The sequence below is a fragment of the Limobrevibacterium gyesilva genome (assembly GCF_025989185.1).
Lineage (GTDB): Bacteria > Pseudomonadota > Alphaproteobacteria > Acetobacterales > Acetobacteraceae > Limobrevibacterium > Limobrevibacterium gyesilva.
This window is the reverse complement of sequence record NZ_JAPDNT010000026.1, coordinates 16,740-29,471: the sequence shown is the minus strand read 5'-3', so window position 1 is coordinate 29,471 and position 12,732 is coordinate 16,740. Positions and strand designations below refer to the sequence as shown.

14 protein-coding genes are annotated in these 12,732 nt (G+C 69.3%); 8 read left to right on the top strand and 6 right to left on the bottom strand.

All coding sequences use genetic code 11. The annotated features are described in order from the left end of the window. Window positions 1-47: 47 nt before the first annotated feature. Window positions 48-1,076: a helix-turn-helix domain-containing protein gene (locus OL599_RS20295; protein WP_264715764.1), complete on the bottom strand. Its 1,029-nt coding sequence runs from the start codon at window positions 1,074-1,076 to the stop codon at window positions 48-50. Between the two features lie 256 nt (window positions 1,077-1,332). Between OL599_RS20295 and OL599_RS20290 the strand changes: the two genes are divergently transcribed. From OL599_RS20290 to OL599_RS20265, 6 genes are all read left to right on the top strand, one after another. After that, window positions 1,333-2,232 carry a recombinase family protein gene (locus tag OL599_RS20290; protein ID WP_264715763.1) on the top strand — a complete coding sequence of 300 codons (900 nt, stop codon included), beginning with the start codon at window positions 1,333-1,335 and terminating at the stop codon, window positions 2,230-2,232. 128 nt (window positions 2,233-2,360) lie between these two features. After that, the gene (locus tag OL599_RS20285) at window positions 2,361-2,585 is read left to right on the top strand and encodes a type II toxin-antitoxin system CcdA family antitoxin (RefSeq protein WP_264715762.1); all 225 of its coding nucleotides are present in this window, start codon (window positions 2,361-2,363) and stop codon (window positions 2,583-2,585) included. Further along, complete coding sequence (locus tag OL599_RS20280; protein ID WP_264715761.1) at window positions 2,585-2,893, top strand: CcdB family protein; 309 nt, start codon at window positions 2,585-2,587, stop codon at window positions 2,891-2,893. The genes OL599_RS20285 and OL599_RS20280 overlap by 1 nt, the downstream gene beginning before the upstream one ends. A gap of 199 nt (window positions 2,894-3,092) precedes the next feature. Next, on the top strand, window positions 3,093-4,073 hold the full coding sequence (locus tag OL599_RS20275; protein ID WP_264715760.1) for an alpha/beta fold hydrolase: 981 nt from the start codon (window positions 3,093-3,095) through the stop codon (window positions 4,071-4,073). Between the two features lie 42 nt (window positions 4,074-4,115). Further along, a complete protein-coding gene (locus tag OL599_RS20270; RefSeq protein ID WP_264715759.1) occupies window positions 4,116-4,832 on the top strand; it encodes an antibiotic biosynthesis monooxygenase family protein in 717 nt (238 codons plus the stop codon). A 236-nt stretch (window positions 4,833-5,068) separates the two neighbouring features. Next, window positions 5,069-5,797, top strand: a complete 729-nt coding sequence (locus OL599_RS20265) for a TetR family transcriptional regulator (protein WP_264715758.1) — start codon at window positions 5,069-5,071, stop codon at window positions 5,795-5,797. A 12-nt stretch (window positions 5,798-5,809) separates the two neighbouring features. Here the strand turns inward: OL599_RS20265 and OL599_RS20260 are convergent, their stop codons facing one another. From OL599_RS20260 to OL599_RS20240, 5 genes are all read right to left on the bottom strand, one after another. Next, entirely contained in the window at window positions 5,810-6,853 is a 1,044-nt protein-coding gene (locus tag OL599_RS20260) for a Gfo/Idh/MocA family protein (protein ID WP_264715756.1), read from the bottom strand. Next, window positions 6,850-8,178, bottom strand: a complete 1,329-nt coding sequence (locus OL599_RS20255; RefSeq protein WP_264715753.1) for an MFS transporter — start codon at window positions 8,176-8,178, stop codon at window positions 6,850-6,852. The genes OL599_RS20260 and OL599_RS20255 overlap by 4 nt, the downstream gene beginning before the upstream one ends. A gap of 93 nt (window positions 8,179-8,271) precedes the next feature. Further along, a complete protein-coding gene (aroQ, locus tag OL599_RS20250; protein WP_264715751.1) occupies window positions 8,272-8,742 on the bottom strand; it encodes a type II 3-dehydroquinate dehydratase in 471 nt (156 codons plus the stop codon). Between the two features lie 115 nt (window positions 8,743-8,857). Then, window positions 8,858-9,190, bottom strand: a complete 333-nt coding sequence (locus OL599_RS20245; protein WP_264715750.1) for a WGR domain-containing protein — start codon at window positions 9,188-9,190, stop codon at window positions 8,858-8,860. A 92-nt stretch (window positions 9,191-9,282) separates the two neighbouring features. Continuing rightward, window positions 9,283-10,596: a UDP-glucose dehydrogenase family protein gene (locus OL599_RS20240; protein WP_264715749.1), complete on the bottom strand. Its 1,314-nt coding sequence runs from the start codon at window positions 10,594-10,596 to the stop codon at window positions 9,283-9,285. A gap of 332 nt (window positions 10,597-10,928) precedes the next feature. On the opposite strand from OL599_RS20240, the gene OL599_RS20235 reads away from it, so the two are divergent. Both OL599_RS20235 and OL599_RS20230 read left to right on the top strand, forming a co-directional pair. Further along, a complete protein-coding gene (locus OL599_RS20235; protein ID WP_264715748.1) occupies window positions 10,929-11,870 on the top strand; it encodes a replication protein RepA in 942 nt (313 codons plus the stop codon). 218 nt (window positions 11,871-12,088) lie between these two features. Beyond that, on the top strand, window positions 12,089-12,721 hold the full coding sequence (locus OL599_RS20230) for an AAA family ATPase (RefSeq protein WP_264715746.1): 633 nt from the start codon (window positions 12,089-12,091) through the stop codon (window positions 12,719-12,721). Window positions 12,722-12,732 lie beyond the last annotated feature (11 nt).

Below are 12,732 nucleotides of genomic sequence, written 5' to 3'. Positions count from 1 at the left end.
AAGGGGCGTCAACCGCTTGATATAGCAAAGCCCCCGCCCGGACAGGATCAAACGACGACGAAGGCCCGCCAGGACTCGCGCCCCGTCGCCTCGCGGATCAGCCGGGCGTCCACCATCTGCCGCGTCAGGTCGAGGCCGGCGCGATGGCTGATCCGCAGCCGGTCCGCCAGCAGGCGCGCGGAGATGACGGGATGGCGCAGGGCCAGTGCCGCCGCCTGGGGCAGGCGCGAGCGCGCCGTGCGCTCCAGCGTGGCGGCACGGGCTTCCGCCTGGCGCAGCCGGGCCAGTTCGCGCGCGGCCAGCCCGGCCGCCTCGGCCACGCAGTCGAGGAAGCCCGGCAGCCAGAGCGCGCGCGGCTGCAGCGCCAGACGGTGCAGCCGCTGCACCGGGGCGGACCAGACCGGGAGGCCCGGATCACCCCGGCCGTCCTGCGCCCGCCAGATGCAGGCGGCGACAAGGATCCCAGGGGCGGCGAGCCGATCTCGGCGCTCCCCCTGCCCTGCCCTGCCCACGCTCCAGTCGCGCACGACGATCCCGGCGACGAGCAGCGGCGGCAGATCGGCGGTGGCCAGGAGATCCTGCAAGGCGGCGAAGGATCCGGCCGCGCCGCCGAGCGGCGCGAGCGCCGCCGCCAGGGCTTCCGCGGATTCGAGCGGCTGCCAAGTGCGCAGCTCCGCCAGCCGGCGCCAGAGCCGCGCGACCGTCAGCGCGAGGGCGACATCCTGGTCCTCGGGCACGTCGGCCTCGCCTTCCCCCGCCTCGGCGTCGCGGGTGGTGACTGGCAGCACCGACGGCAGGCGCGCGCCCAGTCGCGCGGCGGTATAGGAGCCGGTCAGCCCGGCATCGCGCAGAGCGAGGTCGACGGGGTGGATCCAGTGGCCGTGATGGGCGAGCCAGCCGGCGGCCTCGCGATAGGCAAGCCGCGCGCGCAGGCCCTCCCGGACGTCCGGCGAAACGGCGGCGGCCGTTGCTTCCAGCCGCGCCAGCGCATCCTGGGCGCGGGCGAGCGGCTGCAGCAGGGTGCGCCATGCCTCGGCGCCGGTTTCCCGGGGTATGGCATCTGGTTCGTTATTCATCGGAAGAATAGTGAGGAATTTCCCGATCCAGAGGCAAGTCTCTCCTTTTCTTCTCTATCTTAGTGGAAATGGGCCGAACGAATCCCACAGGCCGAATACCCTGCTTTTCTGCGAGTCATCCGCCGGATGTCACGCGCAATACCCTCGTATTCGGCCTTTTTTCCCGCGCTGCCCCATTGAGGCACGCATTCAAACGGGCGGCCTCTGATGATCCTGGATATTGGACAGTGTCATAAATCGCTGGCAAAACAATTACATGACGATGATTGGCTATGCGCGTGTGTCCACCGAGGACCAGACCATCCACGTCCAGACCGACGCCCTGCGCGCCGCCGGTTGTGACGAGGTCTTCGAGGAGCGTGCCTCGGGCGGCAGCAGGACGCGCGCCCAGCTTGCTCGCGCGTTGGCCCGGGTTGGCCGCGGCGACACACTGATGGTGGTGCGCATCGACCGCCTGGCCCGCTCGCTGTCGCATCTGCTGGCGGTGATCGAGAGCCTGCGGGCGCGCGGCGCGCATTTCCGCTCCCTCGGCAACCCCATCGACACGTCGAGCCCGCAGGGGCTGTTCACGCTGCAGGTGTTGGGGGCGGCGGCGGAGTTTGAGCGGGAACTGATCCGCGAGCGTACCCGCGCCGGGCTCGCGGCCGCGCGGGCGCGGGGCCGGATCGGTGGCAATCCCGGGCTGCGGGCGCGCGATCCCGCCGCCCTGCGCCGCGTGGCGGCGGCGCGGCGGGATGCGACGCTGGCGGGGCTGATCGCGGATGCCGAGAACTGGCTGCCCACGGTGCGGCGCCTGCGCCCGGACCACCCCTGGGGCGACGTTGTCCAGGTCCTGAACAGTGGGCTCGATCCCGGGCGGGCACGCTGGAGCGAGGCGCGGCTGATCCGCGCGGTGCGCCGCTTCGTCGCCGAGGGGCTGGCCGATGCCGCCTTGCTGATCCCTGCCCCACGCCGCCGCCCGCCGGACCGGCTGGTGGCGATCGCGGCCGGCATCGCCCGCGCCAACCCCACGCTGTCGCTGCGGGCCATCGCCGCCCAGCTGGAAGCGATGCGGGAGCGGACGCCGCGCGGTTCGCTGCGCTGGGCGTCCTCCTCGGTCGCGCATCTGCTGGCACGGGCCGCCAAGGCGGGCATGCTGGATCATGTGAAGACGTAAGTTCGTAGGTATGTAACGACGTAGTGTGATGGCCGGCGCGAACGGTCTCGCCATGCGGCGGCATTCCTTGAACAGGCCGGGATGTGCCGATATCGTGTGTGTAGATGATGCACACGAAAGTCGGGAAGATGCCCCTCAAGGCCCGCACGAACGTCTCGATCGACGCCGAGCTGCTGGACCAGGCCCGCGCGCTGGACATCAACCTGTCCGCCACGCTGGAGAATCGGCTGCGCGAGGTGGTGGCGGAGCGGCGCCGGCAGCGCTGGCTGGCCGCGAACCGTGGCGCCCTGGCCGATGCCAACGCGTTCCTCGCCGAACGCGGCCTCTGGAGCGACGGGCAGCGGCAGTTCTGATGCAGTGCGACGTCCATCGGAATCCCGGCGACTCCCGGGACTACGCGCCCTTTCTCCTCGACGTGCAGGCCGACCTGCTGGACGACCTCGATACGCGGGTCGTCGTGCCGCTGGTCCACGCCCGCGTTTTCGGACGCCGAGCCGAACGGCTGCATCCGCTGTTCAACGTGGAAGGCCAGGACGTCGTGATGGCAACCCACCTTGTCGCAGCCGTCAAACGCACCGGCCTGGGCGTTCGCATCGCCTCGTTGCGCGACCAGCGAGAGGTCGTGATCGGCGCCATCGACGTGCTGCTGGCTGGCGTCTGACCGCATAGCCCCCTGCTCGCCCCTGGCGCGGACCACCAAGGGCGATACGACCATACGTAGCGATGATGTTACGTAGCGACATGAACCCGGGATGCTTCGGCCGGGGCCGAAGCATTGGCGCGCGCCGGCATGCGATCGAGTGACGACAGCCGGCGCTCCTTCGCACGGCCGATCGCGAACCGGAGCTACCGCCCTGCCGATGACCGAAACCAACTGCGCCGCCGACAACAGGCTCGACCCGCGCGAGCAGTTGTTCCGCATCCCCAGCCAGCATGACGGGCTGCATCTCCTCCTGCGCCATCTGCCGCCGCCGGCGCAGGCTGCCGGGCCACCGCGGGCGGTCCTGTATGTCCATGGAGCCACCTTCCCGTCCGCCCTCTCGGTCGCGCATCGCTTCGACGGCCGGTCCTGGCGCGACGCGCTGGCCGATGCGGGCTTCCATGTCTGGGCATTCGACTGCCTCGGCTATGGCGGGTCCGGCCGCTATCCCGCCATGCGCATGGCGGCGGACCGCAACGCTCCGCCGGGCCGGGCATCCGACGCGGCGCAGCAGATCGAGCGCGTCGCGCGCTTCATCACGGAACGCTGCGGCGTGGCGTCCGTCCACGTGGTCGCGCATTCCTGGGGCACCATCGCCGCCGGCCTGTTCGCGACGCTGCAGCCGCAACTCGTGGAAAGGCTGGTCCTGTTCGGGCCGATCACCCAACGACATGGCCCCGGCGATCCCGTCACGCTCGCGGCCTGGGCACTTGTGACCGTCGAGGCGCAATGGAGACGTTTCGTCGAGGACGTGCCGCCCGGCCATCCACCGGTGCTGTCGCGGCGGCATTTCGCGGCGTGGGCGGCGCTGTACCTCGCCAACGACCCGGACAGCGGCACCCGCACGCCGCCTTCGGTCGCCATTCCCGGCGGGCCGCGCGCCGATATCCAGGACGCCTGGCACGGCCGGCTCGCCTACGACCCCGGCCGCATTCAGGCGCCGGCCTGCATCATCCGCGGCGAATGGGACAGCCTGACGACCGACGCGGATGCACGCTGGCTGTTCGATGCGCTGACCGCGGCGCCGCTGAAGCGCGACATCAAGATCGGGCGCGCCACGCATCTGCTGCATCTGGAGGAGGGCCGCCACGCGCTGTATCGCGAGACCGAGACCTTCCTGCTCGGGGGCGAGCGCGGCTGAGCGCCATCCCCTTTCCCACATCACAGCTTCAGGAGACCCCGCATGTTCTGCGTCATCTTCGAGGTCCTGCCCCGGCCCGACCGGTGGGATGACTACCTTGGCCTCGCCGCCCTGCTGCGGCCGGAACTGGTGCGGGTGGATGGCTTCATCGACAACATCCGCTACCGCTCGCTCCGCCGGCCCGGCTATGTGCTCTCGCTGTCGACTTGGCGCGACGAGAAAGCGCTGGTGCGTTGGCGCACGCATGCCCTGCACCACGAGGTGCAGGTGCGGGGGCGGTCGGAGGTGTTCGGGGATTACCATCTGCGCGTCGGCGCGGTGGCGGCCGACACCCATCCGCCTTCGGGCCACGCCGTGCGGGAGTGGTCCCTGGACGAAACCGAAGTCGGCCCGGCGAAGCTGGTTGGCATCGTCGAGGCAAGGCAGCCGCCGGGTCTGCCCGTGGACGCGCCGCCCGAGACGATCGCCGCCAGCCTCGGGGCGCCGACGAGCGGCGCGGGGCTGACGGACTGGGACGTGTTCGACGCCGTCCTGACGCCGGGCGACCTGCTCCTGCTGTCGTCCTGGCGGGATGCGGCGGCGGCGGCGGACGCGGCGGAGCGGCACGGCTCGCCCGCTGCCGGGCGCCGCCGCCGGGTCCGGATCGTCCGGGACTACGGCATGTTCGACCGCCGCGAGGCGCCGCAATACTATCCGCCGCTCTCCTGTCCGGCGGACACCCCTCGCGATCCTGGGCGGCTTCACGGCCCTACGTCGTGACGGCGTTACATCGTCACGGCTAGTGTCCTTTGTTTTCAGTGGCCTGCTGGCCCCTGCGTCCGCCGCAAGATGCGGCGAACTTCGGGGGCAGGACACCAGTCTCGGCCGCCCATGGAGGGACCATGGGCGGCTGCGCTTTTGCGCCGGGAGCAAAGGCCTTGACGCATTGTTGTGCGTCCGCCCCTCCCGCAGGGAGCTCGGACTCCCTATGATGATTGAAGCGCTTAATTCGGAAAATGCCTGTGCCCGAAGCCGAAATGCAGGCGAATGCCGGGGACGAGAATCGCCGGCGCTCGCGCGACCCCGAGCAGACGCGGCGCGACATCCTTGACGCGGCGATCGCGGAGTTTTCGGAGCACGGGCTGAGCGGCGCCCGTGTGGATGCCATCGCCGCGCGCACGCGCACCACGGTGCGAATGATCTACTACTACTTCGGCAGCAAGGAAGGGCTGTACCGCACGGTGCTGGAGCAGTCCTATGGCGCCATGCGCAAGGCGGAGGCGGGGCTCGCCCTGCACGGCCTGGCGCCGGCCGACGCCATCCGGCGGCTGGTCGAGTTCGTCTTCGACTACCAGGAAGCCCACCCCGAGTTCACGCGCCTGGTGAGCATCGAGAACATCCATCGCGCCAGGCACCTCGCTGTGTCCGAGACGATCCAGAAGCAGAATGCGACGGTGATGGAAGCGCTGGCGGCGATCCTGGAGCGCGGCCAGGAACAGGGCGTCTTCCGCAAGGACGCGGCGCCTCTGGGCCTGCACATGCTGATGACGGCGTTCTGCTTCTTCCGCGTGTCGAACCGCTACACGCTCGGCACGATCTTCCGGGACGACCCGCTCTCGCCCGCGCTGCGGGCGGCACACAAGGAAATGGCCGTCGCTTCGGTCCTCGGCTATCTGCAGGCAGGCGCGACGGCGCCGGCGCCGCATCAGGGCCGGCAGCCTCAGGGGGCGCGCCGGAAGGCCTGATACCGACCGGGTTCAGCCAAGGTGCACGACCTCTCCCGTCGCCGCCGCCCGCTTCACCGCGAGCGTCGTCTCCAGCGTTCGCGTGCCTTCGCGGCCATCCAGGAGGGGCTTGGCCGTGCCGCGCGCCACCGCGCAGAAATGGCGCATCTGCAAGGTCAGCGGATCCTGCTCCGGCACGAAGCTCCGCTGCGCTTCGAGCGGCGCCCACCAGTGCTGCTCCGCCCCGTAGTGCCAGACATCGAGCCGCGGGATCGTCACCGAGCCCTCCGTCCCCGCGACGAGGTAGCAGAACTGGTCGGTGTGCGGATAAGCCTTGTTCTCGCCCGAAGTCAGTTCCCAGCTCCAGGGGGCGGCGGCCGAATCCGAGATCGTGAGGGTGCCCAGCGCGCCGTTGCGGAAGCGCAGGATGATCGCCGCCGTGTCCTCGACCGGGAAGCCGCGCGCGGCATTGGACTGGGCGGCCTGCACGCTCGCCACGTCGCCGCAGATGTTGCGCAGGTCGTCGACGACGTGGATCAGGTTGATCAGGACGACCCCGGCGCCGGGCTCGCGCCGCCAGGAGCCCTTGCCCTCGAAATAGTCCGCCGGCTTGAGGAACCAGCACAGGCCGGTCACGGCGGTGATCTTTCCCAGGCGCCCGGAGGCGACGATCTCCTTGGCCCGCTGGATCAGGGGGCTGTGGCGGCGGTGGTGGCCGACCAGGATCGGCACCCCGGTCTGCTCCGCCGCCTCGACCAGCCTGAGGGCGCCTGCCACGTCGTCCGCGACCGGCTTCTCCAGCAGCATCGGCACGCCGGCCGCGACGGCGGCCAGGCCGCCGGCGACGTGGAGCCGGTTCGGTGTGGCGATGACGACGCCGTCGGGCTTCGCCTTCGCCAGCATCGTTTCGATGTCCGCAGTCCACGGCACGCCCAGGGCGCCTGCCTGTTCCTTCGCCCGCGGCGACGGATCGGCGATGCCCGCCAGCGCCGCGTCCGGCTCATCGATGATGCGCCGGATATGGGCCTGGCCGATCAGGCCGGCGCCGACGACGGCGATGCGGGCAGGGTGGGTCACGTCGCGGGCTCCAGCTCGATACGGTGGATGTCGCCGAGGATGAAGATGTAGGACAGCGCTCCCGCCAGGGCGATCGCGCCGACGAAGGCCAGGGCCCAGGCGAACGAGCCGGTGGTGCCGATGATGACGCCGATCACGATCGGCGTGATGATGCCCGCGAGATTGGTCGCGAAGTTGAACAGCCCGCCGGTCAGCCCCATCAGCGCCTTGGGGGCGATGTCCGAGATCACGGTCCAGCCCAGGCCGACCATGCCCTGGCCGAAGAAGGCGACGGACAGGATCGCGATCACGGTCATGTCGGTATTCACGTAGTCGGCCGCGATGATCAGGGAAGCGAGCAGCAGGCCGGCGATGATCGGCAGCTTGCGGGCGATGTTCGCCGATCCCGTGCGCTTCAGCAGCAGGTCGGAGAACCAGCCGCCGGCGAGCACGCCGATCGCGGCGGCGATGAACGGCATGACGGCGAAGAAGCCGACCTTGACCCAGCCCATGTGGCGCTCGGTCGCGAGATAGGTCGGGAACCAGGTCAGGAAGAAGACCAGGGTCGCATTGCCGGCGAACTGCCCCAGCGCCGCGCCCCAGATCTGGCGATAGGAAAGCAGGTGGCCGACGTTCTTCCAGGAGAACGGGACCTTCTCCGCGGATTTCGGGGCGAGGCCGCCGCCGGCCGCGATGTAGTCCAGCTCGGCCTGGTTCGCCGCCCGGCTCTCATGCGGCTCGCGGTAGCAGAACCACCAGACGATGCCGAACGCGACGCCGAGGACGCCGACGACGATGAACAGCGCATGCCAGCTGAAGGCGCCCATGATCCAGAACAGGATCGGGCTGAAGAAGGCGAGGCCGATATACTCGCCCACCGTGTAGATGCCGGTTGCCGTCGCTCGTTCCTGCTGCGGGAACCAGGTGCCGACGACGCGGCTGTTGGCGGGGAAGCAGGGCGCTTCCGAGACGCCGAGGCCGAACCGGTAGAACAGGAGGGAGTAGAGACCCGTCGCGAATGCCTGGAGGAGGGTGAACAGCGACCAGAAGCTGACGGAGAGGAAGTAGGTCAGCTTCACGCCGAAGCGGTCCAGGAACACGCCGCCGGGGATCTGCGTTGCCGCGTAGGTCCAGGCGAAGGCGGAGAACACGACACCCATGACCGCGGGGGTCAGGCCGAGATCCACGCTCAGCCGCGGCGCGGCGATGCCGAGCACGGTGCGGTCCAGGTAGTTGATCATCGTGCCGACGGCGATGAGGGCCAGGATGGCGAAGCGCGCACGGGTCGGGCGTTGCGCGGCGGCGGCCGTGGGGGGTGGCTGCGTTGCTGTGGCTTGGGACTGCACGGACGTTCCTCCCTTGTGATCGAGATGAAGTGCTGGCGATGTCCGGCACGGCGTAGCGAGGCGGAAAATGTGGGGGCCGGTGGCCCGAGCGGGTTACGTCGCGGGTTTGGCGAGCAGGCGCGCGAGGCGCTGCAGCGCGAAGACGTAGCCCTGCGTGCCGAAGCCGCAGATCACGCCGGCGGCGACGTGGGAGACGAAGGAATGGTGCCGGAATTCCTCGCGCTGATGAATGTTGGAGATGTGCACTTCGAGAATGGGGAAGCTGCAGGCCTTGAGCGCGTCCAGGACGGCGACCGAGTAGTGCGAGAAGGCGGCAGGGTTGATGACGATGCCGGCCGCCTGTTCGCGGGCCTCGTGGATCCAGTCGATCAGCTGGAATTCGGCGTTGGTCTGATGAAAGCGGATGTCGAGGCTGAGTTCGCCCGCCACGCGGCGGCATTCCGCCTCGACGTCGGCAAGGGTCTCGTGCCCGTAGATGTGGGGCTCCCGCTTGCCGAGGAGGTTCAGGTTCGGGCCGTTGAGGACGAAGACGGTGCGCGTGCCGGCCGGATGGGTAGCGGACATGGGCCTTTCCTCCTGCGCTGGTTTCGTTTCTGGGCGCTTTATGAAGTAACCGTTTACTTCATGTCAACGCGAATCGAAATTCTCCGGCAGGAATCCGGCCGGCACGCTATCGGGCCTACGTAGTGCCGTCGTTACGTAGATTCGTAACTATGTTAACCGCGCGCAGCAACGCGTCCGCGGCACCCGTGGCGCGCACGCAGCGATACGGCACGCCGATCCGGGCCGGCGCCGAGGCGCGGCGGCGCAGCCCGGCGCCGATGAACGCCTGTGCCTCGGCTTCGCTGTCGAAGGCGCGCGTCAGCACCCTGCCCTGGCAGCCGATGCGGCCGAAGCGCAGCTGCGTGGTCCAGGTTCCGAACAGGTCCCGCCCGGCCTCGATCCGCCAGGCGCGGAAGCGGTTGCGCGCGGGATCGCGAGCCTCCAGTTCGATCATGAGCTCCGCCATCATGCTGCCCTCCTCCGCCGCGAAGCGGTGTCTGCCGAGGACAGTGAATCACGCCGGGCCGGGAATGTACAAGACTTTCCCGGCCCCGGCCGGGCTTACGTCCGCGCCCGTCCGATGGCGTGATAGCTGAAGCCGGCCTGGGTCATGGCGACGGGGTCGTAGACGTTGCGCAGGTCGACGAGGACACTGCCGCGCATGGCCGTGCGTAGCCGGGCCGGGGCGAGGGCGCGGAACTCGTTCCACTCGGTGACCACCACCAGCGCGTCCGCCCCCGCCGCCGCGTCCAGCGCGTCGTGGCAATAGGTCACGCCGTGCGGCAGCAGCGGGCGCGCCTGTTCCATCCCCGCCGGGTCGAAGGCGCGCACCTGGGCCCCGTCCTCGACCAGCCGGGCGACGATCGGCAGCGCCGGGCTGTCGCGCATGTCGTCGGTCTCCGGCTTGAAGGTCAGCCCCAGCACCGCCACCGTGCGCCCGCGCACCGAGCCGCCGCAGGCCGCCACGATCCGTGCCGCCATGCCCGCCTTGCGCGCGTCGTTCACCGCCACCACCGCCTCCACCAGCCGGCTCGGCGCGCCCGCCTCCTGGGCGATGCGCATCAGCGCCAGCGTGTCCTTGGGGAAGCAGCTGCCGCCGAAGCCGGGGCCGGGATGCAGGAACTTGCGCCCGATCCGCCCGTCCAGCCCGATGCCGCGGGCGACGTCGTGCACGTCGGCGCCGACGCGCTCGCACAGATCCGCCATTTCGTTGATGAACGTCACCTTCATCGCCAGGAAGGCGTTGGCGGCGTATTTGATCAGCTCGGCGGTCTCGATCGCGGTGAACACGATCGGCACCTCGATCAGGTTGAGCGGCCGATACAGCCGCCGCAGCACCTCCTGGGCGCGCGGGCTCTCGCAGCCGATCACCACCCGGTCGGGCCGCATGAAGTCGCCGATGGCGTTGCCTTCGCGCAGGAATTCCGGGTTGGAAGCGACGTCGAAATCGAGCTCGGGGCGGACCTGGCGGACGAGCTCGGCGATGCGTCGGCCGGTGCCGACCGGCACCGTGGACTTGGTGACGATCACCGCCGGGCCGCGCAGGGCGCGCGCCACCTGCTCGACCGCGGCATAGACGTAGCTGAGGTCGGCATGGCCGTCGCCGCGGCGGGTGGGGGTGCCGACGGCGATGAACACCGCCTCGGCCTCGGCGACCGCGGCGGCGAGGTCGTCACCGAAGCTGAGCCGGCCGGCGGCCACGTTGTCGGCCACCAGCTGCTCCAGACCGGGCTCGTAGATCGGCATGCGGCCGGCGCGCAGCGCCGCCAGCTTCGCCGCATCGGCCTCCACCACCGCCACCTCGACGCCGAACTCGGCGAAACACGCCCCGGACACCAGGCCCACGTAACCGCCGCCAATCATCGCGATGCGCAACGCTCGACTCCTTCTTCGAGCCGAGACATCCAGCATAATCCGAACGAAAGCGCCACCGTGACAAAGTTATCCACAGGCCGGCGGGGTTATCCCGAGGACTCTGCCGACGCAAGTGGGGACTCTACCGACGCGACTCGGGGAAAAATGCGGTTATCCCGAGGACTCTACCGACACATACTAATAGAAGATTCAAATAATCTTCCTAATAGCTTGTGTCGGTAGAGTCCCCGGCGACAAAAGCCTGCGCCGGACGGTATAAACGGCGCCGAAGCAAGGCTTGCTCACGGCGAACCGAGTCCGTGGCGAACTCGGCTCACAGCGAAGAGGTCTGCGTGGGAACCGTTCATCGGCTTGTGATCGAGCATGGCAGGGAAGAGGCGCTGAAGAAGGTCGATCCGGCCGAGCGCCACCTTGTGCGCGTGGCCGCCGACATCCTGGCCGAGGACGATGATGCGATCGGCGTGACCTATAGCGGCTTCTGCCAGGCCTCGCTGCCGCACAAGCGGCTGCCCTCCGACAAGGAGTGGATCCGGCAAAGCGAGCGGCTGACGTTGATGATCGAACCCGGCCGGCTGATCCGCCCGGGCACGAGCGAAGGGGAGTTCGTCGGCGTTCCCTATGGCAGCCGCGCCCGGCTGATCCTGCTGTATCTGCAGACCCAGGCGCTGCGGTCGCGGTCGCGCGAGGTGGAGCTCGGCCGGTCCATGCGCGACTGGCTGCGGCGGATGGGGATCGCGCAGGGCGGCAAGAGCATCCGCGAAGTCCGCGACCAGGCCACGCGCCTCTCGATCTGCAAGCTGACCTTCTTCTACCAGAACGCGAACGGCGGAACCGGGTTCAGCAGCGAGCGTATCGTCGATGACGGTGTGCTGTTCCTGGAACCGAACGGCGACGACGAGCGCCAGGCGCACATGTTCGTGGAGACGGTGCGGATCAGCCAGTCCTTCTACGAGGCGCTGAGCCGGCATCCCGTGCCGCTGTGGGAACCGGCGATCCGGGCCATCCAGAACAACTCCATGGGGCTGGACCTGTATGTCTGGCTCGCCTACCGGCTGCATGTGCTGCAGAAGCCGACCGCGATCCGCTGGCCGCGGCTGCACCAGCAATTCGGCGCCGGATTCAAGAGCCTGCGGCAGTTCAAGCCGACCTTCATCAGCAACCTCAAGCTCGCATTGGCGGTCTATCCCGAGGCCGGGGTGGAGATGGAGGATGACGGGCTGCGGCTGCTGCCGTCGCGCCCGCCGGTGCCCGAACGCCAGATCGCCCGCGGCTGAGGCGGGCGGGGTGTCGGTAGAGTCCCCACCTGCCGGCCCATCTGTCTGATTCCGAAACAGAATTGCCGCCTTTTCCCGGACCGGTCTTGTCCTGCGGGAAATTTGAGCCGCCCAGGGTGGGGACTCTACCGACATCTTCGGGTGCGGCGTCACATGTGGACACGTAACGACGTATCGCCGTATACGCATCGCGACGTAATGCCGTAGAGGAGTCGCCCGTGCCCGTGCTGACGATCGCCAGTTCCAAGGGCGGGCCCGGCAAGACCACGGTCGCCATGCTGCTCGCGGGCTCGCTGGCCGCCGAGGGCCGCAAGGTCGTGGCGCTGGATGCCGACCCTACCCAGGCATTCAGCCGCTGGGCCGCCAATGCCTATGAGGGCCCGACCTTCGAGACCCATGCGGAATCCGACGAGACGCGGCTTGCGTACCTGATTGACAGCAAGGCCGGTGAGGCTGACATCGTCATCGTGGACACCGCAGGCTTCGGCAACCGCTCCGCGGCGGTCGCCATGACCAGTGCGGACGCGGTGCTGGTGCCCACGCTCAGCGGCGAGGCCGACGTGACCGAGGCGGAGAAGACCGTGCGGCTGGCCGAAGGGCTGGCGCGGGCGGCGCGGCGCGAGATCCCGACGGCCGTGCTGCTGAACAAGGTGCGGCGCACGCAGCTCGCGCGGCACGCGGCCCACGAGATCCAGGTCGCCGGCCTGCCGCGGCTAGAGGCGTCGCTCAGCGACCTCGTGGCGTATGGCGAGCTGTCCTATTCCGGGCGCATTCCGCAGATCGGCCCGGCCGTGATCGAGATCGCGGGCCTGCTCGCGGAATTGCGCGAGCGCGGCTGGCTGCCGCGATGACGTGGGTATGT

Bases quoted from the DNA above. Each gene is read 5' to 3' on its own strand.
- OL599_RS20295 (WP_264715764.1), bottom strand. From the start codon at position 1,076: ATGAATAACGAACCAGATGCCATACCCCGGGAAACCGGCGCCGAGGCA.
- OL599_RS20290 (WP_264715763.1), top strand. From the start codon at position 1,333: ATGACGATGATTGGCTATGCGCGTGTGTCCACCGAGGACCAGACCATC.
- OL599_RS20285 (WP_264715762.1), top strand. From the start codon at position 2,361: ATGCCCCTCAAGGCCCGCACGAACGTCTCGATCGACGCCGAGCTGCTG.
- OL599_RS20280 (WP_264715761.1), top strand. From the start codon at position 2,585: ATGCAGTGCGACGTCCATCGGAATCCCGGCGACTCCCGGGACTACGCG.
- OL599_RS20275 (WP_264715760.1), top strand. From the start codon at position 3,093: ATGACCGAAACCAACTGCGCCGCCGACAACAGGCTCGACCCGCGCGAG.
- OL599_RS20270 (WP_264715759.1), top strand. From the start codon at position 4,116: ATGTTCTGCGTCATCTTCGAGGTCCTGCCCCGGCCCGACCGGTGGGAT.
- OL599_RS20265 (WP_264715758.1), top strand. From the start codon at position 5,069: ATGCCTGTGCCCGAAGCCGAAATGCAGGCGAATGCCGGGGACGAGAAT.
- aroQ (WP_264715751.1), bottom strand. From the start codon at position 8,742: ATGTCCGCTACCCATCCGGCCGGCACGCGCACCGTCTTCGTCCTCAAC.
- OL599_RS20245 (WP_264715750.1), bottom strand. From the start codon at position 9,190: ATGATGGCGGAGCTCATGATCGAACTGGAGGCTCGCGATCCCGCGCGC.